Below are 23,025 nucleotides of genomic sequence, written 5' to 3' on the forward strand. Positions count from 1 at the left end.
CAATCAGCGCCCCGGTACATGTAGATACGGATCCGGCAGCTGCGGGCAGTAGGCGTGCCGAGCCGCGTTGATGATGGCGTGCGCCTCGTCGGGTGTCACTTCCAGATTCGCGATGACCGAAACCGGCACCAGCCGGGGCGAATCGCTCAGCGCCACGCAGACGGCGTGGCCCTCCTGCACCATCAGATCGCGCAGCGACTCGCACTTGATGCTGCCGCAGATCTGTTTGTCGTAGTCGAGATGCAGCCCCTGCTGCTCCAGTTCGTCGAAGAACACCTGGTCCTCATCGGGTTGCGCCGCGGCAACCGGTAATGGCGCAAGAACTCCGGCACCGACCATCGCCGCGCAGAACGCGCTGGCCATCCACATCTTCATCGCGTTGCACCAATCCACGGACGGCTACATCGTCCATTCTGACACCGGCGGGAGCACCGGACGGGCGAACTTGAGCGGCCGACCAACCGACCTTCGACGTTCACTACAGCCCCTTCGCCCACGCATTAGCTGTAGGGGTGCTGACAGTCGGCTGTTCATGGCACCATTCGCAGCGAATCAGGGGCATAAAACACCTGGTTAATAGGGTTTCTCTCATGCACCACCGCGCCAACATCCGCGGCCTCGAATTTATTAGCTGGATGGGATGGACCTATCAGAAACCCGGTCTATCGTTCGTCTCACGCTTTCAGCAGGTCGCGCTCGTCTTTGCAGCAACGCCCGGCTGATGCGTCGTCAAGGGGACGGTCAGACCACATGGGTGGTCTGACTATCGGGGGAAGACATGATCAAGGCACCACACTCTCATCGGCATGCGCGGGCTGGCTGGGTGTTGGCCGCGGCGAGCGTCGTGGTCGCAGCCACGGTCGCACCGGTCAAGCCGTGGTCGGCGGGGAGGTCGGCTGTCGAGCGGGCGGTGCGCCTGGTGGCCGGCGACTCCCTGCTCAACGTCCCCTTCAACCTGGCCCAAGACCTCTTCAATGTTCCGGCCAACGAAGTCGCCGCCACCGATGTACTCGCTGACTCCTTTTTCTGGACCGGCACCTGGTGGACGCCGAGCGCGACGAACCTGTGGGGCGAGGACCCCGGCGACCCGGGGCACTTCATGGCCATCTTCGACTACCTGTTTCCGTTCGCTCCGCAGGTCTCAGGCCTCGACCAGCCAGAGATCGATCCGACCCTGCTGGCAAACGGGACCGCGGGCCTGGGGCAGCAGTTCGCCATGCTGGCCGCAGCCGAGCTCCCGGTCAGCGCCTCGTGCGACGCCGTCCAATGCGCCCCGATGGTGCCGACGGACCCGATCACCGGTGTCACCGGGATCGACAAGTTGATCGACTTCGAGAAGGTGTTCACAAACTTTCCCAATGCCGACAACCAGTTGCCGCTATTCAGCCACTGGTTGCAGGTGCCGTTGCAGCGGCTGCTCAACGGATATCAGTTCCCCAGCACAGCAGCTGACACCGCCAACCCGACGGCCGCCGGAATCGCGGACCCTTCAGCGGGTATCGGCCCGGGCGGTTCGGTGCCCGGCGCCCCGCTCGACGCGGTACCGGGCAGTCAGGCTCAACCGGGCTTCGGCTTCCCGGGCACCGCCTCCGGACCCGACGGGCAGAACTTGATGCCGTGGTCAGGGGTCAACGTTCAGCTCAACCCGCTCGGGCCGTTCGAACAGTGGTTTCAGAGCCTGGAGGCGCCGGTCAATCCGAACGGCTTCCAGCTGGTCGGCCCGGACGACGTATCCGAGGCCCTGAAGGCTTTGGCCGCAGGGGCGGTGGTGGACTTCGACCCGTTCTCCCCCGGCAGCCCGCTGTGCCCGGCGTTGTGCGACCAGCCTCCGTTCGCGCCGCCCTTCGGTCTCACCACGGCGGACCTGGTGCAGTCCATCCAAAACGTCGGGCCGCCCAGCCCGCTGATCAGCGAATGGCTCAGCCTAAACAGTTCAGGTCTGGCGAACGCGCCGACCCAAGACCAGATCGACGCCACCGTGGCCGGCCTGCAAACCGGGGTGCTCACGCTGAACCCGGGCACCGAGGCGCAGATCGTTGACTACCTCAACAGCATCAACCCCAACCTGGCCGAGCTTCTCGTCAATTCGGGGCTGATGACCGACCCGGGGTACCTGGGTCCCTGGACCGGAACCGGAGGCCCGGACAGCGGCGTCGACGTTCCCTCGGTACCAACGGAGTTGGGTGGGTGGAACCCGCTGCAGGTCTGGCCGGACCTGCTCGGCGTCGCCGACCCAACCGGGAATCTGTCGGGTGACCTCACCGACTTCTGGAGTTCGCTGTCGAGCATCTGGGACAGCTTCGGGCTGTAGGGGCTCGGGGCATCCCCCTGCCAACCCAGTTCCCAATGGTGCGGGCGGAGGGACTCGAACCCTCACGCTCTTTCGAGCAATGGCACCTAAAGCCATCATGTCTGCCAATTCCATCACGCCCGCGGACGCACGAATTCTACTGGGCCAGCCGATCGAAATATCTGTCGGTGTTCCGAACTAACGTTTGGGCACAACGCGCGGAAAGGCCGGAACATCCGATCCACCGAGGAATTCGACGCTGTACAGCGACTCATCGCCTCGGGGCTCAGCGACTGCGCTATCGCTCGCCAGACCGCTGTTCCTCGGCGCACTGTGTGTCAATGGCGGCATGGCCCCAAGGTTCGGCACGCATCTGCTGGCCGCAGCCATGATTTCTCTCGCCTACCAGCAGCTGAATACTGCTACCTGCTCGGCCTGTACCTGGGCGACGGCTGTATCTCCCAATACGCCCGAGCATGCCGTCTCAGGATCACCCTCGATGCCAAGTACCCGCGAATCGTTGAGCGTTGCCGCAGCGCGATCGACGTACTGATGCCTGGTCAACGCGCCGCGGCATTTCATCGTTCCGATCATTGCATCGAGGTTTACCTGTACTCGAAACACTGGCCCTGCCTTTTCCCCCAGCACGGCCCCGGCAAGAAGCATCATCGGCCGATCCGGCTGGAAGCGTGGCAGCAAGCGCTCGTCGAGCAGGCGACCGAGGAGTTCATTCGCGGCCTCATCGACAGCGACGGCTGCCGGACGGTGGCCAATGACCGCGGTGTGCGAAGCGTCCGTTACCACTTCTCCAACCGCTCCGACGATATCCGCGGCCTGTTCTGTGCGGCGCTAGATCGTCTCGGGATTCCGTGGACGCAGAACAGCACGTACCAGATCGCCGTGTATCGCAAAGCCGCCACGGCGCGACTCGACGAGTTCGTCGGCCCGAAGGCCTGACGGCATTCCGCACCAAGCGCGGTACCGTCAAGGGGTGTCCACTACACGGCGTCGGAGACCTGCACTGGTCGTGCTGGTGATCGTCGCCGCCAGCTCGTGCCTGGGCCTGGGCTGGTGGCAGTGGAGCCGGTTCCAAGAGGTCAACGGCACCTTCCAGAATCTCGGCTACGCGCTGCAGTGGCCGTTGTTCGCCTGGTTCTGCGTGTACGCCTATCGCAAGTTCGTCCGCTACGAAGAAGAGCCGCCCGAACTGCACCCCGAAGACACGCTGACCGAGATACCCGCGGGGCTGCTGCCGGAACGGCCCGCGCCCGCCGCCCCCACCGATGACCCCGCGATGCGCGAGTACAACGCCTATTTGGCCGAGCTCTCCGAGAACACCCGACAGAACAGGAACACCGCATGACCTCCTCCCCCGCCCAGGCCGCCCCCGCCGGGAAGATCCGCAGCGCGCTGCTGCCCTACCGGGTGATGGCGTGGGCAACGGGTGTCTGGCTGATCGCCCTGTGCTACGAGATCGTGATGCGCTACGTGGTCAAGGTGGACAACCCGCCGACCTGGATCGCCGTGGTGCACGGCTGGGTGTACTTCGCCTACCTGCTGGCCGCGTTCAACCTGGCGGTCAAGGTCCGCTGGCCCCTCGGCAAGACCGTCGGGGTGCTGCTGTCGGGCACCATTCCGCTGCTCGGCATCATCGTCGAGCACTTCCAGTCCCGAAACATCAAGGCCCAGTTCAACCTCTGAGCCCCGCGGCGTCGTTAGGCCAGCGAGCGCAGCGCCGGCAGCAGCAACTCCAGCGCCCGGCCGCGGTGCGACGCGGCGTCCTTTTCGGCCGGGCTCAACTGCGCGGCGGTGCGGTCGGTGCCCGCCGGGACAAACACCGGGTCGTAGCCGAATCCGCCGTCGCCGTGCGGTTCCCGGGCGATGTTGCCGACCCATTCGCCGCGCACCACCACCTCGTGTTCGGGGCCGGTGCCCCAGACCAGCGCGCACGCGGAGACGAACGCCGCGCCGCGCCGCTCGTCGGGCACGTCGCGCAGCTGCGCCAGCAACAGCGCGGTGTTGGCCGCGTCATCGCCGTGGCTGCCCGACCAGCGCGCCGACAGCACCCCCGGCATACCGTTGAGCGCAGCGACGGTCAAGCCCGAATCATCTGCGACACAAGGCAATCCGGTGGCAGCGTAACCGTCACGGGCTTTGGCCAGGGCGTTCTCTTCGAACGTCGCCGCGGTTTCCGGCGCTTCGGGATACGGCGGCACCTCATCCAGCGAAACCAGTTGTACGCCCGAGACTCCGGCGTGCTCCAGCACCCGGCTCAGTTCGGCCAGCTTCTTGCGGTTGCGGCTGGCGACCAGCAGTTGCGTCACCGGCGCGGTCAGCTGCCGAACGCCTTCTTCGGCGCCGGCCCCTCCGGCAGCACCCCCGGATACGGCAACGCCAGCGCTTCGCGCTGCACCACGAACAGCTTCTCGCAGGCGGCCAGCGCCGCGTCGAGCATCTTATCCAGGGTCGAGCGCGGGAACGTCGCCCCCTCGCCAGTGCCCTGGATCTCCACCAGGGTTCCGGTGTCGGTGGCGACCACGTTCATGTCGACCTCGGCGCGCGAGTCCTCCTCATAGGGGAGGTCGACGCGGACCCGGCCGTCGACCACGCCGACGCTGACCGCTGAGATCGCGCACGACAACGGGCGCGGGTCCGACAACTTGCCTGCGGCAGACAGGTAGGTGACCGCATCGGCGAGCGCCACATAGGCACCGGTGATCGCCGCGGTACGGGTACCGCCGTCAGCCTGCAGGACGTCGCAGTCGATCGCGATGGTGTTCTCCCCCAGCGCGGCCAGGTCGATGCAGGCACGCAGCGAGCGACCCACCAGCCGACTGATCTCCTGAGTTCGTCCGCCGACTCGGCCCTTGACCGATTCGCGATCCGACCGGGTGTGGGTGGCGGCCGGCAGCATGGCGTACTCGGCGGTCAGCCAACCGCGGCCGGAGCCCTTCCGCCAGCGCGGAACGCCTTCAGTGACGCTGGCCGTGCACATGACCCGGGTGTTGCCGAACTCGACCAGAACCGATCCGGCCGGGTTGGCGGTGAAGCCGCGGGTGATGACAACCGGGCGCAGCTCGTCGTCGAGGCGACCGTCTTCTCGTTTGGACACGCGGATAACCCTATCGGGGGGTGCGAAATGCTGTGTCAGGACCGCTTGATGTCGAACGACTCGTCGCACACCACGGCGTGCACCGGACCGTCGAACTCCGCCTTGGCCTCCCCGATCACGTCCTCGCGCGAAGTCCAGGGCGGGATGTGGGTCAGCAGCAGTTGTCCGACACCCGCGGCCGCGGCGATGCGCCCGGCCTCGGTTCCCGACAGGTGCAGGTTAGGCGGCCGGGTTGCGTCATGGGTCCACGACGCCTCGCACAAGAACACATCGGCGCCGCGCGCCAGCTCGATCACCGCATCGCAGAAGCCGGTGTCGGCGCTGTAGACCAGCGTCGCGCCGGACGGATCGATGATCCGCATGCCGTACGACTCGGTCGGATGCGCCACCAGTCCGGGCTGCACGCGCAACGCCCCGAACGTGACGGGCTCACCGTCCACCCAGGCGCGGACATCGAAGATGTCGGTGATGTCATCGATCTCGCCGCCGTAGGGCGAGGACGCCGCACCCATCCGCGACCAGGTGTCGCTGGGCCCGTAGAGCAGCCCCTTGTCGAACGGCTTGCTCGCCACCGATGGGTGGTAACGGCGCCAGACGAACAACCCGGGCAGATCCAGGCAGTGGTCGGCGTGCAAGTGCGACAACAGCACATGCACCGACCCCGGATCGACATGGCGTTGCAGGGCGCCGAGAACCCCACCTCCGAAGTCGATTACCAGCGGCGGCGAGTCCGGCGCCTGCAACAGGTATCCCGATGCCGGCGAATCCGGACCCACCACACTGCCGGAGCAGCCCAGCACGGTCAGTCGCACGTTCCCTACTGTGCCATGTTCGCCGCGACCATGACGAAGACACCGGCGCTTTGCTCACTATTCGTCATCGAAATCACGGGCTAGCGCAACGGGGCGTGGCGGTGGACGGCTCCGACGCCGGTGATCGCCGGGCCCAGAAAGCGGGTCGCCAATTCAGCGAATGCCTCCGGATCACCGGTGGCTTCGAAGACCCGCGTCGCCGGAGCGGCCTCATGCGGGCGCAGCAAGTCGCGCTCGGTGAGCACCCGTAACAGTTCCTTGGCGGTCTCTTCGGCGCTGGACACCAGCGTCACCTGATCACCCATCGCGAGCTGGATCAATCCCGACAACAGCGGGTAGTGCGTGCAGCCCAACACCAGGGTGTCGACTCCCGCGCGTTGCAGCGGCTCCAGATAGCCCTCGGCCAGCCCCAGCACCTGACGGCCGCTGGTGATACCGCGCTCGACGAAGTCGACAAAGCGCGGGCAGGCCACCGCGGTGATATCGGTGTCACGAGCCGCCGCGAACGCATCCTGGTAGGCGTGACTGGCGATGGTTGCCTGCGTCCCGATCACCCCGATGCGGCCGTTGCGGGTGGTTGCTACCGCCCGGCGCACCGCCGGCAGGATCACCTCGACGACCGGCACGTCATAGCGTTCCCGCGCGTCGCGCAGGCACGCCGCCGAGGCGGTGTTGCAGGCGATCACCAACGCCTTGATGCCCCGCGAGACCAGGTCGTCCCCGATGGCCAGGGCGTGCGCACGGACCTCGGGGATGGTCAGCGGGCCGTAAGGACCGTTGCCGGTGTCGCCGACGTAGATGATGTCCTCGTCGGGCAGCTGGTCGATGATCGATCGGGCCACAGTCAGCCCGCCGACGCCGGAGTCGAAGATTCCGATCGGGCTCACGCACCCGCCCCCCGACGCAGTGTCCGGGCCTTACGCTCGGGAGCCGCCAGCCAGTAGGCGGCCAGCACGCCGGCGAGCGCCCCGCACAGGTGGCCCTGCCAGGACACCCCACCGCATACGTTCAGCACCGGCACCGCTCCCCACAGGATTCCGCCGTAGAGGAATAGCACTACGACGCCGACCAGGATCTGCCAGAGATGGCGAGTGAACCATCCGAACACCACCAAAAAGGCCAGCCAGCCGAAGATCAGGCCAGAGGCACCGATGTGGTCCGTCGGCCCGCACGACGACCCGACGTTGCCGATCAACCATGTCCCCAGCCCCCCGACAATCCACACGATGGCGGTGGCCAGCACAAACCGAGACAGCCCAGTCAAAGTCAACAAGAAGCCCAGCACCAGCGCGGGGCCGGTATTGGCCAGCAGGTGCGCCCAGTTCGCGTGCAGCAGCGGCGCAAACAGCACCCCCCACAAGCCGTCGGTCTCCAGCGGCCGGATGCCGTTGCGGTCCAGCTGGTGACCGCCGACCTGATCGACGGCTTCGATCAGGTAGAGCAGCCCGACGAAAGCGATGATGGTGGCCCCGCCGGTGCGCCAGACGGACTTCTCTTCGGGCTGCGGTGCGGGTGCGGTTCCCCCGCGGGAAGTCACGCCCACCTCACGCCCTTCCCGATCGGTCACCGAGCCGCTCGGCGAATGCGCCCGGCACGGTGCCGCGGTAGGTCGGGATTCCGGCCACCGGATCAGCACACAACAAGCCCGACAGCACCGCTCGGGCCAGACAGTCCGCCGCGGCGGCACCGACCTCGGCAATCAGGCCCGTCTCCGGGGACATCGCGGCCGGTGTTCCCGGCAGCGGCGGAACCTCGACGGTCCCGGTCGACAAGGCGAACACCACGTCGCCGTCGACCGGAGTGTGCGAGGGCCGGATGGTGCGGGCCAGCCCGTCCTGCCCGGCGATCGCCACCCGGCGGCAGCCGGCCGGGCTCAGCGCGGCGTCGGTGGCCACCACGGCGATGGTGGTGTTGAGGGACATTGATTTGGGCTCCAGGCCGGCCAGGATCGCCAGCTGTTCGGACGGCGGTGCCGTCAGACCGAATTCTTCGATGAGCAGCGTCGACCAGGGCAACCCGGTGGTGGGATCGATGAGTTCACCGGTCGGATTCACCACGACCATGGCGCCCACGGTGACCACGTCGTCCCCGAGCTCCAGTGTCATCGATGCGGTGCCCACGCCACCCTTGAAGACCCCGGCCCGGGCCCCGGCGCCGGCACCGACGCTGCCCGACAACGGTTGCTGACCGTCGGGGCCGGCGGCCGCGGCCACGGCGGCGTAGCCGAATTCTGCGGTGGGCCGGCAGTCCCAGCCGCCGACGGGCAGGTCGAAGATGACCGCGGCCGGCACGATCGGCACCACGCCGCCCTCCAGCGCCACACCCCGGCCCTGCTCCTCCAACCAGGTCATCACACCGTCGGCGGTCGCCAGTCCGTAGGCGCTGCCGCCAGAGAGCACCACGGCGTCCACCCAGCGCACGCTGTTGGCCGGGTCCAGCAGGTCGGTTTCGCGAGTGCCCGGTGCTCCACCGCGACCGTCGACGGCGCCGACCGTCCCGGGTGGCGCCAGCACGACGGTGACGCCGGTGGCCCAGCCGGAGCCAAGTGTCGCCTCCGGATCGATCCGCTGGTGGTGGCCCACCCGGATGCCGGCGACATCGGTGATCGAACCCATGCCTGTCATCGTCTGGGCCTTCCCATCAGCGCGACCACCAGGAATTCCTGCAGCACGGTGAGCCACTGATACACGTTGAGCTGTCCAGCCATTGGATCACCCGCGGACAACTGATCCGGGCCGTCGGGACCTATCTTGAGCACGGCTCCCAGCGCGAGGCGGATGTCGTTGACCGCGGCAATCCAGGCGTTGGCCTGCTCCTCGGTCAGCTCGAATCGACCGCCCTGTTCCGGAACAGTGGCCAGGACCTGTTGTGCCGCAACACGTTTCGCGTCAATGATGCCTGGTTCATGCAGACTGCGCAGCGCCGCGTTCAGGCCATCTGCGTCGATCGCGGAAACGTCCGCATCACCCTCCGGGCGATAGAAATCCGGCAGCAGCCGGCGTGTCGTGGCGTCTTCGGGTGTTCGAGTGTTGCCGGTTCGTATCCCGGTGATCCGTTCAAGTTCGTCTGGCGGAGAAGCAGCCTCGCGCGCGTCGAGCATCTCGACGATCGAGCCGACCAGATTCCGGAGCAGCGCGGCCTCGTGAAGGGCCAGCGCAGACCGGAAGCGGGGTCCGTCGTCGGTCTCGACCCGCTTCCATTTCTGCACGGTGAAGTCCGGTTCCCTTCGGTTGGGTCTCAGCGGTCCTGCTGCATGGTCGCCCACAAACCGGCGGCATGCAGCTTGGACACGTCGACTTCCATCGACTCACGGCTTCCCGCCGACACCACGGCCTTGCCCTCGTGGTGCACCTGCAGCATCAGCTTGGTCGCGTGCTGCTCGCTGTAGCCGAACAGCTTCTGAAAGATGTAGGTGACATAGGTCATCAGGTTGACCGGGTCGTCCCAGACGATGGTCACCCAGGGCGAAGCCGTCTCCTCGACCGGGTCGGCGTGCCGCTGTCCGGTGCCCTGCGGTTTCACCGGGGCGGACGTCGGTACTGACGTGGCCATACCGGTCAGGATACCGAGCCGAGGTGGGGTGCAGTCCAGTCGATACGGTTGGCGGGTGAACCACTCGGCCCAGGGCGGCGGACTGCTCACCGACAAGTACGAGCTGACCATGCTCGCCGCGGCGCTGCGTGACGGCACGGCGGCTCGACCGGCCGGCTTTGAAGTGTTCACGCGCCGCCTCCCCGAGGCACGCCGCTACGGGGTGGTGGCCGGCACCGGACGGTTCCTTCAGGCCCTGGCCGGGTTCACCTTCGACGACGCCGCGCTGAGCCTGCTCTCGGGGTTCCTTGATCGCCAGACCGTCAATTTCCTGGCGGATTTCCGCTTCCGCGGCGACATCGACGGCTACCCCGAAGGGGAGCTGTATTTCGCCGCGTCGCCAGTGCTCAACGTACAGGGCAGTTTCGCCGAGTGTGTCGTGCTGGAAACGCTGCTGCTGTCGATCTTCAATCACGACAGCGCGATCGCCTCGGCGGCCGCTCGCATGGTCAACGCCGCCGGCGGACGGCCCCTGATCGAGATGGGCTCACGTCGCACGCACGAGCAGGCCGCCGTGGCTGCGGCCCGGGCCGCCTACCTGGCGGGCTTTGCCGGCACCTCCAATCTGGCGGCACACCAGCGCTTCGGCGTGCCGGTGCTGGGCACCAGCGCGCACGCCTTCACGCTGTTGCATACCGGGCCCGACGGCGAGGTGGCGACGTTTCGCGCCCAGGTCGCTGCGCAGGGTGTCGACACCACGCTGCTGGTGGACACCTACGACGTCACCACCGGGGTGGCCAACGCCGTCGCAGCGGCCGGCCCGGGGCTCGGCGCGGTGCGCATCGACTCCGGTGAGTTGGGGGTGTTGGCCCATCAGGTCCGTGACCAGCTGGACCGGTTGGGGGCCACCAACACCAAGATCGTGGTCTCCGGTGACCTCGACGAGTACGGCATCGCCGCGCTGCGGGCGGCGCCGGTGGACAGCTACGGCGTCGGCACCGCGTTGGTGACCGGCTCAGGCGTGCCCGCGGCCGGGTTCGTCTACAAACTGGTCGAAGTGGACGGCAAGCCGGTGTCCAAGCGCAGCACGGGCAAAGAGTCGCAGGGCGGACTCAAACAGGCGCTACGGGTCGCCCGCGAAAGCGGCATCGTCACCGACGAGGTCGTCTACCCGGCCGGGCACCCGCCGACGACGGACGCGCGGGCCCGGCCCTTGACCGTGCCACTGGTACGCGGCGGTGAGGTGGTGACCGACACCGGGGCGACGGCGCTGGCCGCGGCGCGCGAGCGCGTGGTGGCCGGCCTGCACAGCCTGCCCTGGGAGGCGCTCAAACTCGCGCACGGCGAGCCGGCGATCCCGACCCGGCTGGTGCCCGGCCGCGCCTGAGCGCGGTCCTACTTGCCGTTGCGTTCCCGGTGCTTGCACCCCGGCCAGCAGCAGGGGCGCCGCTTGCCTTCTTCGAGTTCCTCACGAGTTCGCCGAATCCGGCGCTCGCGGGTGACCTGCTGCTTGGCGTCCTCAACCCAGCAGATGAACTCGTTGCGGGCCAAAGTCGTAATGCTCAGCCACGCCTCAAGTGCGGTGGGGCTGACCAACAGTCCGTCGCGCAGATCTTCCGGTAGTTCGTGCACTGCGCCGCCTGGCAATCGCTGGCTGCTCATCGCCTCAGGGTACGGCCGTCGGCTAGAAAATTGGCTACCGTGTGCACACCATGGCTGACCCGTCCGTATCCGAGCTGCTCGCCGCCGCCGTAGCCGCACTGGGTGGCAGCGAACGCGAGGGCCAGGTCCGTATGGCCGAGGCGGTGGCACGCTGCTTCGATACCGGCGAGCATCTGGCGGTGCAGGCCGGCACCGGTACCGGCAAGTCGCTGGCCTACCTGGTGCCGGCGATCGCGCGGGCGTTGACCGACGAAAACCCCGTCGTGGTGTCGACCGCGACCATCGCATTGCAACGCCAGCTCGTCGACCGTGACCTGCCGCGGCTGGCCGCCGCCCTGGAGAAAGTGCTGCCCCGGCGCCCCACCTTCGCCCTGCTCAAGGGGCGACGGAATTACCTGTGCTTGAACAAGATCCATACCGGCATCGCCGAAGAGTCCGACAATGAGCCGCAGGAGCTGTTCGATCCGTTCGCGGCAAGCGCACTGGGCCGCGACGTGCAGCGGCTGACCGCGTGGGCAGAAGACACCGACACCGGTGACCGCGATGACCTCAAACCCGGTGTACCGGAACGGTCCTGGTCTCAGGTCAGCGTCTCGGCGCGGGAATGCGTGGGTGCCGTGCGCTGCCCATACGGCACGGACTGCTTTGCCGAGCGGGCCCGCACGGTCGCTGCCGAGGCCGATGTCGTCGTCACCAACCACGCCCTGTTGGCCATCGACGCCATCTCCGACACCACCGTGCTGCCCGAGCATCGTCTGCTGGTGATCGACGAAGCGCACGAACTCGCCGACCGGGTGACCTCGGTGGCTACCGCCGAGCTCAGCGCGACCATGCTCAGCGTCGCGGTGCGCCGCGTCGCGCGGTTGGTCTCCCCCGAGTTGGTTCAGCGCCTCGATGCCGCATCGCTCACGTTCGGCTCGGCGATCCACGACGGCACGCCCGGCCGGATGGATCACCTCGACGACGAGCTGGCCACCTACCTGGCGGCCCTTCGTGATGCCGCCGGTGCGGCCCGCGCCGCGATTGATACCGCCCCCGCCGATCCCAAGGCCGCCGCGGCACGCAAGGAGTCGGTCGCCGCGCTGACCGAGATCGCCGACACCGCTTCCCGGATCCTGACCTCGTTCGAACCGGCTATCCCCGACCGCTACGACGTGGTCTGGCTCAGCCACGAGGACAACCGGGGCTCGGTGCGGGCCGTGCTGCGGGTGGCGCCGCTGTCGGTGGCCGGCCTGCTGCGCGAGCGGTTGTTCGCCCGCGCAACGACGGTGCTGACCTCGGCGACGCTGACGGTCGGCGGATCCTTCGACGCCATGGCCGGCGACTGGGGTCTGCGGCGCGGCGACGATCCCCAGGCCGCGCGCTGGCGGGGGCTTGATGTCGGCTCGCCGTTCGCGCACGCCAAGTCGGGCATCCTCTACATCGCGGCACATCTGCCGCCACCCGGTCGTGACGGCACCGGCACGGCCGAACAGCTCGACGAGATCACCGCGCTGATCACCGCGGCCGGCGGCCGCACCCTGGGCTTGTTTTCGTCGATGCGGGCGGCACGAGCCGCGGCCGAAGCGATGCGCGAGCGCCTCGACACCCCGGTGCTGTGTCAGGGCGACGACACCACGGGCGCGCTGGTCGAGCAGTTCGCCGATGACGCCGAGACCTCGCTGTTCGGCACGCTGTCGCTGTGGCAGGGCGTCGACGTACCGGGACCGTCGCTGTCGCTGGTGCTCATCGACCGCATCCCGTTCCCGCGGCCCGACGATCCGCTGTTGACCGCCCGGCAGCGCGCCATCACCGCGCGCGGCGGCAACGGCTTCATGGCGGTGGCCGCCAACCACGCGGCTCTGCTGCTGGCCCAGGGCGCCGGCCGGCTGCTGCGCGGGACCGACGACCGGGGCGTGGTGGCGGTACTCGACTCCCGGATGGCCACCGCCCGTTACGCCGGATATCTGCGGGCCTCGCTGCCGCCGTTCTGGGGCACCACTGACGCCGCCAAAGTGCAACTGGCGCTGCAGCGACTGCGCGGGGGCTAAGCCCACTATCGTGGTACCTCATGCGCCCTGCCCGCCGACGGCACCGTTTTAAAGCGGCGGCCCCAGCTTCGCCTCTCCTTCGTCGAGGCTCGCTGACCCGCCGGGTCCTCGTCACCGCCTGCACATTGGTGTTATTGCTGAGCGGATGTGCCCGCATGCTCGACGGGAAACCCGTGTCGGCTTTCGCCGACCCCTTCCGGGTGGGCGGCCTGCAGGCCGTCGACGGCCCCACCGGGCTGCGCCCTGACGCCCCGCCGCCGACCCGGGAAGTCGACGGCACCGACGGCGGACGGATCGATCAGCTCGCCGCACAATCGGTCAGCGACCTCGAGGCGTTTTGGACCACGACCTATCCCAACACCTTCGACGGCGAGTTCAGGCCGGCGAAGTCACTGCTGTCTTGGGATCCGGCGCAGCTACGCGGAAAATTCTGTGACAGCAGGACTTTCCTGCTGGTCAACGCTGCCTACTGCTACCTGGACAACACCATCGGCTGGGATCGCCGGCTGCTGCTGCCCGCACTGCGCAGCGCCTATGGCGACATGGCCATCACCATGGTGCTCGCGCACGAGTACGGCCACGCGATTGCCCGCACCGCCGGCATCACCAAGCGGCGTCAGACCCCGACACTGGTGGCCGAGCAGCAGGCCGACTGCTTGGCGGGTGTCTACTTGCGCTGGGTGGCTCAGGGGGACTCGCCCCGCTTCACGCTGAGCACCGGCGACGGGCTCAATGGCGTGTTGGCCGCAATGCTGGCGCTGCGTGACCCGTTGCTCGGCCCCGACGAGTCGATCGGCAACAACGAGCACGGCTCGGCCTTCGAGCGGATCTCAGCGTTCCAGTTCGGGTTCACCGACGGCGCCGACTCGTGTAATGCCATCGACGCCAATGAGATCGAGCAGCGGCGCGGTGAACTACCCGTGCAACTGCAACAGGACGAGACCGGCGAGGTTCCGGTCAGCGAGGAATCGGTACGGCTGGTCGTCGACGCGATGAACATCGCGTTCATGCCGGACCAGCCACCGACACTCACCTTCGATGCCGCGGTCGCATCGTCATGCTCGGACGCTCGGCCCAGTCCACCGGTCTCGTACTGTCCGGACTCCAACACCATTGCGGTCGACCTGCCGGCCCTGCAGGCCATGGGAACACCCGGCAAGGACCAGAAGTTGGCCACGCTGTCCGGTGACAACACCGCCTATTCGGCGCTGGTCTCGCGGTACCTGCAGCGCGTGCAGATCGAACACGGCGGGTTGGTGCTCGACAACGCCGCGGCCGCGCTGCGCACCGCGTGCCTGACCGGGGTGGCCACCACCCGGCTGTCCCAGGGCGTCACCACCTCCAACGGCGGCCGGATCGCATTGACCGCGGGCGATCTGGACGAGGCGGTCGCCGGGCTGCTGACCAACGGCCTGGCCGCCGGTGACATCAACGGCGAGTCGGTCCCGGCCGGCTTCTCGCGCATCGACGCCTACCGCACCGGGGTGCTCGGCGATTTCGATCGCTGTCTGGCCCGCTTCCCCTGAGGCTGTGTTCTCCGCGGGCAGGAAAGCCGTTCAGATTGCACTGAAGGTCGTAGATTTCGACGAATCGCAGCCCTGAGCGCAATCTCATCGACGGGAAAGCTCACGCTGCCCCTTACCGCAACTCTCAGGCCAAGGTCACCAGTCCCAGTTCGGCATCGCCGGACAGCAACGGATGGCACGGCAGCACCCGCACGGTGTAGCCCACCGCCCCGGCCACCGGTAGCCGACTGGTCGTGGAGAAGACTTCCGTGCCGTCAGCGTCGGTGTGGGCGTGTGACATCGCCACGGTGACCGGACCGAGCAGGGTGTCAGCGGAATCCACCCGGCCCAGCACCGCCTGCACCACCACCTCGTCGGGCCGCAACCCAGCCAGGCGTACCGAGGCGGTCAACGTCAACTCCGAGCCCAGCCAGGGGGCGTCGGGCAGCCCAGTGCTGTCGACGTCAGTGATCTGGATGTGCGGCCAGGCCGCTTCCGCTCGACGCCGGTAGCCGGCCAACTGACGTGCCGCACCGAAGGGCACCCCGTCGATCGGCTCGCAGGTCCGCTGCAAGGACTGTGCGGCCGGCGCATAACACTGCTGGACGTAGTCGTGCACCATCCGCGACGCCAGCACTTTCGGTCCCAGCGTCTGCAGGGTGTGGTGCACCATCTCCATCCAGCGCGACGGCACGCCGCTCTCGTCGCGCTCGTAGAACTTCGGCACCACCGATGACGCCAGCAGGTCATAGAGCGCCGCGGCTTCCAGATCGTCGCGCCGATTCTCGTCGGCGACGCCGTCCGCGGTGGGAATCGCCCAGCCGTTCTGCCCGTCGAACCACTCGTCCCACCAGCCGTCGCGAATCGACAGGTTCAGCCCGCCGTTGAGCGCGCTCTTCATCCCCGAGGTACCGCAGGCCTCCAACGGGCGCAGCGGATTGTTCAGCCAGACATCGCATCCGGCGTAGAGCCGACGCGCCATCGACATGTCGTAGTCGGGCAGGAACGCGATGCGGTGCCGTACCTCAGGGCGGTCGGCGAACCGCACCACCTGCTGAATCAGCGCCTTTCCGTCCTCGTCGGCCGGATGGGACTTGCCGGCGACGATCAACTGGATGGGGCGCTGCTCATCGAGCAGCAGTTGCTCCAATCGGTCGGGATCACGCAGCATCAGCGTCAGCCGCTTGTAGGTCGGCACCCGCCGGGCGAAGCCAATGGTCAGCACGTCCGGGTCGAATGCCGAAGCGATCCAGCCCAACTCGGCCTCTGAAGAACCGCGTTCCAGCCCGGACTTCAGCAGTCGCAACCGGACCTCGTCGACGAGCAGTGCCCGCAGCTGCGAGCGGATGGACCACAGGGTGACGGGATCGACCTGCTGCAGGCGTTGCCAGGCGGCGGGCTCGCTGAACGAGTCGGGAGCGGCCACGTCGCGACTGAGCTGCAGCCACGGCGGCGCCGCCCAACTCGGCGCGTGCACGCCGTTGGTGATCGACCCGATCGGCACCTCGTCGCCGTCGAACCCGGGCCACAGATCGTTGAACATGACCCGGCTGACCCGACCGTGCAACCGAGAGACGCCATTGGCGCGCTGCGCCAGCCGCAGCCCCATGTGGGCCATGTTGAACATGCCGGGATCGGGTTCCACGCCCAGTTCCATGATCCGCTCGGTGGGCACCCCGGCGACCAGAGCATCACCGCTGTCATCGAAATAGCGGCAGACCATGTCGGCGGGAAACCGATCGATTCCGGCCGGCACCGGGGTGTGGGTGGTGAACACCGTCGCCGAACGGACCACCGCCAGCGCGGTGTCGAAATCCAGACCCTGCTCGGCCATCAGCTCGCGGATGCGTTCGATGCCGAGGAAGCCCGCATGCCCCTCGTTCATGTGAAAGACCTCGGGCGCGGGCATGTTCTGCAGACGGGTGAATTCGCGGATCGCCCGCACACCGCCGATTCCAGCCAGAATCTCCTGACGGATCCGGTGCTCCTGGTCCCCGCCGTACAGCCGGTCGGTGATCCCGCGCAGCTGGTGTGGGTTCTCACCGATATCGGAATCCAGCAGCAGCAACGGCACACGGCCCACCTGCGCGACCCAGATCCGGGCCCGCAACCGGCCGGCGCCGGGCAGCGCCACGTCGATCAGCACCGGTCGGCTGTCGGTATCGACGAGCAGTCGCAGCGGCAGCCCCTGCGGGTCCAGTGCCGGATAGGTTTCGCGCTGCCAGCCGTCGGCGGTCAGCGCTTGACGGAAATATCCGGACCGGTAGTACAGGCCCACTGCGATCAGCGGCACGCCGAGGTCCGACGCCGACTTGAGGTGATCCCCGGCCAGGATCCCCAGACCGCCCGAGTAGTTGGGCAGAGCTTCGGCGACACCGAATTCCATCGAGAAGTACGCGACCGCCGTCGGCAGCGCCGCCCCGTCCTCCTGCTGGCGCTGGTACCACCTCGGCAGCGTCAGGTATGCCGTGAGATCGGCAGACAGCGCATCGAGCCGGGCGGTGAACTCCGGGTCGGCGGCCAGCTCTTCGAGCCGCGCGGGACTGACCGCCCCCAGCAGCGCAACCGGGTCGCGCGCGCACCCGTCCCACAATTCGGGGTCGATGGCGGCGAAGAGTTCCTGAGTCGGCTGCTCCCATGACCAGCGGAGGTTCATCGACAGCTGCTCGAGTGCCAGCAGCCTCTCGGGAAGGTGGGCGCGAACGGTGAACCGGCGGAGGGCCTTCACGCCTCACCACCTTACCGAAGCGGAGCCTGACGAACAGACCTGACGATTCGGTTGCGAACACCTCGCTTGATTCCGGTAGACGTCACTGGACAGCTACCGTGGGCGCATACAGCCCAACGACGAAGGAGTGTGGTGGCTGGCCGAGTCGAGGTCGACGATGTCGAGCCGGTCGTCTCGTGCGGCCGTTACCCGGCCAAGGCGGTGGTCGGTGAGACCGTACCGGTCAAGGCCACCGTCTGGCGTGAAGGCCACGAAGCCGTCGCGGCGACGTTGGTGGTGCGCTACGTGGGGCGCCGCTATCCGCTGCCCGGTGATTCCCCACCGGCCGCCGCGGGCTCAGCACTGCAGCTGCCCATGCACACCGGGTTCGACGCCTACGTCTTCCACGGTGCCTTCACCCCCGACGCCGTCGGCCTGTGGACGTTCCGCGTCGAGGGCTGGGGGGATCCGTTGCAGAGCTGGCGGCACGCGGTGACCGCCAAATTGGACGCCGGCCAAGCCGCGGCCGAACTGTCCAACGACCTGGTGATCGGCGCCGAGTTGTTCGACCGCGCCGCGGCCGGGGTACCGACCGCACTACGTAAACCGGTGCTGGCGGCGGCCGCGGCGTTGCGCGCTTCAGGCGATCCGGTGTCGCGAGCGGCGCCGGCACTGTCCTCCGAGCTCGACGAGCTGCTGACCCGCTACCCGCTGCGTGAGCTGGTCACTGCCGGCGTCGAGCACCAGGTGTGGGTGGATCGGCCGCTGGCACGAGGCGGCGCGTGGTACGAGATGTTCCCCCGCTCGACCGGCGGCTGGGACGCCGAGAGACGTCCCGTGCACGGTACGTTCGCCACGGCAGCCGCGGCACTGCCCCGGATCGCGGCGATGGGCTTCGATGTGGTGTACCTGCCGCCAGTTCACCCCATCGGGCGAGTACACCGCAAGGGCCGCAACAACTCCGCGACCGCCCAACCCGGCGACGTGGGTTCGCCGTGGGCCATCGGCAGCGCCGAGGGCGGCCACGACGCGGTACATCCGGCACTGGGCGACATCGGTGACTTCGACGACTTCGTCGCCGCGGCCCACCGGCTCGACCTGGAGGTTGCCCTGGACCTGGCGCTGCAGTGCGCACCCGATCATCCGTGGGCCACCCAGCACCGGGAATGGTTCACCGAACTGCCCGATGGCACCATCGCCTACGCGGAGAACCCGCCGAAGAAGTACCAGGACATCTACCCGCTGAATTTCGACAACGATCCGGCCGGCCTGTACGCGGAGGTGCTGCGGGTGGTCCGATTCTGGATGGACCACGGGGTGAAGATCTTTCGGGTGGACAACCCGCACACCAAGCCCCCGGACTTCTGGCTGTGGTTGATCGCCGCCGTCAAGAATATCGACCCGGATGTGCTGTTCCTGTCCGAGGCGTTCACCCCGCCGGCGCGCCAGTACGGCCTGGCCAAGCTGGGATTCACCCAGTCCTACTCCTACTTCACCTGGCGGACAACGAAATCCGAGCTCACCGAGTTCGGACGGCAGATCGCCGAACTCGCCGACTTCCGCCGGCCGAACCTGTTCGTCAACACCCCTGACATCCTGCACGCCAGCCTGCAACACGGCGGCCCCGGGATGTTCGCCATCCGCGCAGTTCTGGCGGCGACACTGGGTCCGGCGTGGGGCGTCTACTCCGGATTCGAGTTGTTCGAGGACCGTGCGGTCCATGAAGGCAGCGAGGAGTACCTCGATTCGGAGAAATACGAACTTCGGCCCCGCGACTTCGCCGGCGCCATCGCCGAAGGCCGCTCCCTAGAACCGTTCATCGCGCGGCTCAACGAGATTCGCCGGCTGCACCCGGCGTTCAACCAGCTGCGCACCGTGCACTTCCACCATGTCGACAACGACGCGCTGCTGGCCTACAGCAAGTTCGACCCGGCCACCGGCGACACCGTGCTGGTGGTGGTCACGCTGAACCCGTTCGGCGCCGAGCAGGCGACACTACACCTGGACATGTGGGCGCTGGGAATGCCTGACTACCAACGCTTCTGGGTACGTGATCAGATCAGCGGCGAGGACTACAACTGGGGCCAGGACAACTATGTGCGCTTGGACCCGGCACACGCGGTCGCCCACATCGTCACCATGCCGCCGATCAACGCCGGTGCCCGAACCGAGATGCTGCGCCGCTGATGAGCACCGTGACCCCACACCTGGCACCCCACCCTGCCGACCTGGCTCGGCTACGTGCCGGTGAACACCACGATCCGCACTCCGTCCTGGGCGCTCACGAGTACGGCAAAACCACCGTCATCCGGGCGTTGCGCCCACGCGCTCGGCGCGTGGTGGTGCTCGTCGGTACCGAGCGCTTCACCATGCGCGACCTGGGCTCCGGGTTGTTCGCCGCTGCCCTGCCGTTCACCGACCTCATCGACTACCGCCTGGAGGTGCACTATCCGGAGACGGCCGAGTTCGCCGAACCCACCGGGGTGCACACGGTCGCCGACGGGTATCGATTCGCCCCGACCCTGGGCGATTTCGACCTGTACCTGTTCGCCGAAGGACGCCACGAACGTCTCTGGCAAGTGATGGGGGCTCAGCACCGCAGCTTCACCACTCCCGACGGCGAGGTGTCCGGCGTGTCCTTCGCGGTGTGGGCACCCAACGCCACCGGGGTGAGCCTGATCGGCGACTTCAACGGCTGGACCGGCGACGACGCCCCGCTGCGGTCACTGGGCTCTTCGGGGATCTGGGAACTGTTCTGGCCGGACTTCCCCACCGCCGGCCTCTACAAATTCCGTATCCACGGGGCCGACGGCGCCGTCACCGAGCGCGCCGATCCGTTCGCCTACGCCACCGAGGTGCCACCGCGCACCGCATCGATGGTGACGTTCAGCGACTACACCTGGAACGACGCGGACTGGATGGCCCAGCGCTGCAAGCGCGACCCGGTGAGCGAGCCGATGAGCACCTACGAGGTCCATCTGGGCTCTTGGCGACCCGGGCTCAGCTACCGCCAGTTGGCCGTCGAACTGACCGAATACGTTGTCCAGCAGGGCTTCACCCACGTCGAACTGCTGCCGGTGGCAGAGCACCCGTTCGGTGGGTCTTGGGGATACCAGGTGACGTCGTATTACGCCCCGACCGCGCGCTTCGGCACCCCCGACGACTTTCGGGCACTGGTCGACGCGCTGCACGGGGCCGGCATCGGCGTCATCGTGGACTGGGTGCCGGCGCATTTCCCCAAGGACGACTGGGCGCTGGGCCGATTCGATGGGACCCCGCTCTACGAGCACTCCGATCCGCATCGCGGGGAGCAACTCGACTGGGGCACCTACGTGTTCGACTTCGGCCGCCCGGAGGTACGCAACTTCCTGGTCGCCAACGCGCTGTACTGGCTGACCGAGTTCCACGTGGACGGGCTGCGGGTGGATGCCGTCGCATCGATGCTCTACCTGGACTATTCGCGTCCGCACGGCGGATGGACCCCCAACATCCACGGCGGCCGAGAGAACCTGGAGGCGGTGCAGTTCCTGCAGGAGCTGAACGCGACCACCCACCGGGTCGCGCCGGGCATCGTGACCATCGCCGAGGAGTCCACCTCCTGGCCGGGAGTCACCCGCGACACCAGCCTTGGCGGACTGGGTTTTTCAATGAAGTGGAACATGGGCTGGATGCACGACACCCTGGCCTACCTCGGCCACGATCCGGTGCACCGCAGCTACCACCACCACAACATGACGTTCTCGATGCTCTACGCATTCAGCGAGAACTACGTGCTGCCGGTCAGCCATGACGAGGTGGTGCACGGCAAGGGCACGCTGTGGTCCAGGATGCCCGGCGACGACCACCACAGGGCCGCCGGTCTGCGCGCCCTGCTGGCCTACCAGTGGGCGCATCCCGGCAAGCAATTGCTGTTCATGGGCCAGGAGTTCGGCCAGCGCGCCGAGTGGTGCAACGAGCGCGGCGTCGACTGGTTTCAGCTCGACCCCCGGATCGAGCCTGACGGCTACTCCCCCGGCATTCTGCGGCTGGTCAGTGACCTCAACGCCCATTACCGCGCCCTGCCCGCCCTGTGGACCCAGGATGCCGACCCGCGGGGCTACTCCTGGATCGACGCCAACGACTCGGCCAACAACGTGCTGAGCTTCCTGCGCTACGGCACCGACGGTTCGGTGCTGGCCTGCGTATTCAACTTCGCCGGGGTCACCCACGCCGATTACCACCTGGGGTTGCCCCGGGCGGGCCGCTGGCGTGAGGTGCTCAACACCGATGCGGTCGGCTACCGCGGCTGGGGCGAGGGCAACTTAGGCGGCGTCGAGGCCACCGATGAACCGTGGCACGGCCGGCCGGCCTCGGCGGTGCTGGTGTTACCCGCCTTGTCGGCGGTGTGGCTGGCACCCGAGTAGCGCCGAGCGGGCCATAACGCGGGCTCAGTAGAGCGCGTTGGCCAGATTGCGCCGTCCGGCGACGACCTCCGGATCGGCGGGGTCGAACAGCTCGAACAGTTCCACCAGCCGGGTCCGCACCGCGGCCCGCTCGTCACCGGCGGTCCGTCGCACCAGCGCGATCAGCCGGTCGAACGCCGCGGTGACGTCCTGGTTGAGGATCTGCACGTCCGCGGCTGCGAAGGCGGCCTCGATGTTGCCCGGGTCGGCGTCGGCCTGCGCCGGCGCATCGGGTTGCCGCCCGGTCGCGCGCTCCAGGAAGGTGAGCTGGCGCAGCGCCCCCTTGGCCTCGACGTGGTTGGGGTCGGTGTCCAGCAACGCCTGGTAAGAGGCTCGCGCCGCTTGGAAGTCACCGGCATCGAGGTGGTCGCGGGCCTGCGCCAGCACCGGGTCCACCTGCTCGGGCTGCTCAGCGTCGCCGCCGCCGGCGAGCTTGCCCGCGGTGGCCGACACCAGCGAGTCCACCCAGCGGCGCAGCTGGTCCGGCGGCTGGGACCCCTGAAAACTGGTGATCGGTTGTCCGGCGGCCAGCGCCACCACGGTCGGCACCGCGTCCACCCCGAACACCTGCGCCACCCGCGGGGCCACGTCGACATTGACGGTTGCCAGCGCCCACTTGGGTGCGCCGTCGGCGTTGTCGTCTTGGGCCAGCGCCGCCAGGGTGTCGGCCAGCTGAATGCAGGCTTCGCTGCGCGGTGACCACAGCAGCACCACCACCGGCACTTGATTGGACCGGACCAGCACCTCGTCTTCGAAGTTGGCCTCGGTGATCTCGGTGGCACCAGGGGGAGCCGGAGCCTTCGCGGCGGTGGCGCCGGATTGAGCCGGCTTCTTCAGGCCGGACAAATCCACTGCTCCGGCCAACGCCGGGCCGATCGGGGGTCGAGGACGAGTCACGCCGTCAAGTCTGTCACGTCGTCCCCGCTGCGCCGCC

At 67.9% G+C, this 23,025-nt stretch carries 21 protein-coding genes and 1 tRNA gene; 9 read left to right on the forward strand and 13 right to left on the reverse strand.

All coding sequences use genetic code 11. The features are described 5' to 3' along the window. Positions 1-3: 3 nt before the first annotated feature. Entirely contained in the window at positions 4-393 is a 390-nt protein-coding gene (locus LI94_RS03615; protein WP_239651147.1) for a DUF732 domain-containing protein, read from the reverse strand. 385 nt (positions 394-778) lie between these two features. On the opposite strand from LI94_RS03615, the gene LI94_RS03620 reads away from it, so the two are divergent. Beyond that, on the forward strand, positions 779-2,311 hold the full coding sequence (locus LI94_RS03620) for a hypothetical protein (protein WP_152664744.1): 1,533 nt from the start codon (positions 779-781) through the stop codon (positions 2,309-2,311). Between the two features lie 36 nt (positions 2,312-2,347). Here LI94_RS03620 and LI94_RS03625 read toward each other — a convergent pair. After that, positions 2,348-2,434, reverse strand: a tRNA-Leu gene (locus tag LI94_RS03625). 189 nt (positions 2,435-2,623) lie between these two features. Between LI94_RS03625 and LI94_RS03630 the strand changes: the two genes are divergently transcribed. The 3 genes from LI94_RS03630 to LI94_RS03640 are packed head-to-tail and all read left to right on the forward strand — an operon-like array spanning position 2,624 to position 3,991. Next, positions 2,624-3,247, forward strand: a complete 624-nt coding sequence (locus LI94_RS03630; RefSeq protein WP_343252042.1) for an LAGLIDADG family homing endonuclease — start codon at positions 2,624-2,626, stop codon at positions 3,245-3,247. 34 nt (positions 3,248-3,281) lie between these two features. Next, positions 3,282-3,653, forward strand: a complete 372-nt coding sequence (locus LI94_RS03635; RefSeq protein WP_192830898.1) for a hypothetical protein — start codon at positions 3,282-3,284, stop codon at positions 3,651-3,653. Then, positions 3,650-3,991 carry a DUF3817 domain-containing protein gene (locus LI94_RS03640; RefSeq protein ID WP_046300333.1) on the forward strand — a complete coding sequence of 114 codons (342 nt, stop codon included), beginning with the start codon at positions 3,650-3,652 and terminating at the stop codon, positions 3,989-3,991. The genes LI94_RS03635 and LI94_RS03640 overlap by 4 nt, the downstream gene beginning before the upstream one ends. A gap of 14 nt (positions 3,992-4,005) precedes the next feature. Here the strand turns inward: LI94_RS03640 and LI94_RS03645 are convergent, their stop codons facing one another. The 8 genes from LI94_RS03645 to clpS form a co-directional block, all read right to left on the reverse strand. Beyond that, complete coding sequence (locus LI94_RS03645; RefSeq protein ID WP_192830899.1) at positions 4,006-4,626, reverse strand: non-canonical purine NTP pyrophosphatase; 621 nt, start codon at positions 4,624-4,626, stop codon at positions 4,006-4,008. Continuing rightward, positions 4,623-5,402, reverse strand: coding sequence for a ribonuclease PH (gene rph, locus LI94_RS03650; RefSeq protein ID WP_024443478.1), 780 nt, complete (start codon positions 5,400-5,402; stop codon positions 4,623-4,625). The genes LI94_RS03645 and rph overlap by 4 nt, the downstream gene beginning before the upstream one ends. Positions 5,403-5,437: 35 nt before the next feature. Then, the gene (locus LI94_RS03655; protein WP_024443477.1) at positions 5,438-6,214 is read right to left on the reverse strand and encodes a cyclic nucleotide-degrading phosphodiesterase; all 777 of its coding nucleotides are present in this window, start codon (positions 6,212-6,214) and stop codon (positions 5,438-5,440) included. Between the two features lie 80 nt (positions 6,215-6,294). Beyond that, positions 6,295-7,101, reverse strand: a complete 807-nt coding sequence (gene murI, locus LI94_RS03660) for a glutamate racemase (RefSeq protein ID WP_046300334.1) — start codon at positions 7,099-7,101, stop codon at positions 6,295-6,297. Continuing rightward, entirely contained in the window at positions 7,098-7,751 is a 654-nt protein-coding gene (locus LI94_RS03665) for a rhomboid family intramembrane serine protease (RefSeq protein ID WP_081654620.1), read from the reverse strand. Before LI94_RS03665 ends, murI begins: the two co-directional genes overlap by 4 nt. A gap of 7 nt (positions 7,752-7,758) precedes the next feature. After that, the gene (locus LI94_RS03670) at positions 7,759-8,829 is read right to left on the reverse strand and encodes a P1 family peptidase (RefSeq protein ID WP_046300335.1); all 1,071 of its coding nucleotides are present in this window, start codon (positions 8,827-8,829) and stop codon (positions 7,759-7,761) included. Positions 8,830-8,834: 5 nt separating this feature from the next. Continuing rightward, the gene (locus LI94_RS03675) at positions 8,835-9,422 is read right to left on the reverse strand and encodes a DUF2017 domain-containing protein (protein WP_024443473.1); all 588 of its coding nucleotides are present in this window, start codon (positions 9,420-9,422) and stop codon (positions 8,835-8,837) included. Between the two features lie 29 nt (positions 9,423-9,451). Further along, complete coding sequence (clpS, locus tag LI94_RS03680) at positions 9,452-9,766, reverse strand: ATP-dependent Clp protease adapter ClpS (protein WP_024443472.1); 315 nt, start codon at positions 9,764-9,766, stop codon at positions 9,452-9,454. A 55-nt stretch (positions 9,767-9,821) separates the two neighbouring features. On the opposite strand from clpS, the gene LI94_RS03685 reads away from it, so the two are divergent. Continuing rightward, positions 9,822-11,132, forward strand: a complete 1,311-nt coding sequence (locus LI94_RS03685) for a nicotinate phosphoribosyltransferase (protein WP_255351877.1) — start codon at positions 9,822-9,824, stop codon at positions 11,130-11,132. Positions 11,133-11,140: 8 nt separating this feature from the next. Here LI94_RS03685 and LI94_RS03690 read toward each other — a convergent pair whose 3' ends face one another. Beyond that, entirely contained in the window at positions 11,141-11,407 is a 267-nt protein-coding gene (locus LI94_RS03690) for a YdeI/OmpD-associated family protein (RefSeq protein ID WP_024443470.1), read from the reverse strand. Positions 11,408-11,457: 50 nt separating this feature from the next. On the opposite strand from LI94_RS03690, the gene LI94_RS03695 reads away from it, so the two are divergent. Both LI94_RS03695 and LI94_RS03700 read left to right on the forward strand, forming a co-directional pair. After that, on the forward strand, positions 11,458-13,437 hold the full coding sequence (locus LI94_RS03695) for an ATP-dependent DNA helicase (protein WP_046300345.1): 1,980 nt from the start codon (positions 11,458-11,460) through the stop codon (positions 13,435-13,437). 155 nt (positions 13,438-13,592) lie between these two features. Then, positions 13,593-14,963 (forward strand): neutral zinc metallopeptidase, encoded by a 1,371-nt coding sequence (locus LI94_RS03700; RefSeq protein WP_343252043.1) that lies wholly within the window; start codon positions 13,593-13,595, stop codon positions 14,961-14,963. Between the two features lie 124 nt (positions 14,964-15,087). On the opposite strand, the gene glgP is transcribed toward LI94_RS03700, so the two are convergent. Continuing rightward, positions 15,088-17,670 carry an alpha-glucan family phosphorylase gene (glgP, locus tag LI94_RS03705; RefSeq protein WP_024443467.1) on the reverse strand — a complete coding sequence of 861 codons (2,583 nt, stop codon included), beginning with the start codon at positions 17,668-17,670 and terminating at the stop codon, positions 15,088-15,090. Positions 17,671-17,802: 132 nt separating this feature from the next. On the opposite strand from glgP, the gene LI94_RS03710 reads away from it, so the two are divergent. Together LI94_RS03710 and glgB are read left to right on the forward strand one after the other, a co-directional pair. Next, positions 17,803-19,836, forward strand: coding sequence for a maltotransferase domain-containing protein (locus LI94_RS03710; RefSeq protein ID WP_046300336.1), 2,034 nt, complete (start codon positions 17,803-17,805; stop codon positions 19,834-19,836). Next, positions 19,836-22,052 (forward strand): 1,4-alpha-glucan branching protein GlgB, encoded by a 2,217-nt coding sequence (gene glgB / locus LI94_RS03715; protein ID WP_024443465.1) that lies wholly within the window; start codon positions 19,836-19,838, stop codon positions 22,050-22,052. Before LI94_RS03710 ends, glgB begins: the two co-directional genes overlap by 1 nt. A gap of 24 nt (positions 22,053-22,076) precedes the next feature. On the opposite strand, the gene LI94_RS03720 is transcribed toward glgB, so the two are convergent. After that, positions 22,077-22,988 (reverse strand): tetratricopeptide repeat protein, encoded by a 912-nt coding sequence (locus LI94_RS03720; RefSeq protein WP_024443464.1) that lies wholly within the window; start codon positions 22,986-22,988, stop codon positions 22,077-22,079. Positions 22,989-23,025 lie beyond the last annotated feature (37 nt).

It is taken from the genome of Mycobacterium sp. UM_Kg27, from assembly GCF_000972905.1.
Taxonomy (GTDB): Bacteria; Actinomycetota; Actinomycetes; order Mycobacteriales; family Mycobacteriaceae; genus Mycobacterium.

Coding starts and splice junctions, on each gene's coding strand:
- LI94_RS03700 (WP_343252043.1), top strand. CDS start 13,593: ATGCTCGACGGGAAACCCGTGTCGGCTTTCGCCGACCCCTTCCGGGTG.
- glgB (WP_024443465.1), top strand. CDS start 19,836: ATGAGCACCGTGACCCCACACCTGGCACCCCACCCTGCCGACCTGGCT.
- clpS (WP_024443472.1), bottom strand. CDS start 9,766: ATGGCCACGTCAGTACCGACGTCCGCCCCGGTGAAACCGCAGGGCACC.
- LI94_RS03690 (WP_024443470.1), bottom strand. CDS start 11,407: ATGAGCAGCCAGCGATTGCCAGGCGGCGCAGTGCACGAACTACCGGAA.
- LI94_RS03695 (WP_046300345.1), top strand. CDS start 11,458: ATGGCTGACCCGTCCGTATCCGAGCTGCTCGCCGCCGCCGTAGCCGCA.
- LI94_RS03640 (WP_046300333.1), top strand. CDS start 3,650: ATGACCTCCTCCCCCGCCCAGGCCGCCCCCGCCGGGAAGATCCGCAGC.
- LI94_RS03620 (WP_152664744.1), top strand. CDS start 779: ATGATCAAGGCACCACACTCTCATCGGCATGCGCGGGCTGGCTGGGTG.
- LI94_RS03670 (WP_046300335.1), bottom strand. CDS start 8,829: ATGGGTTCGATCACCGATGTCGCCGGCATCCGGGTGGGCCACCACCAG.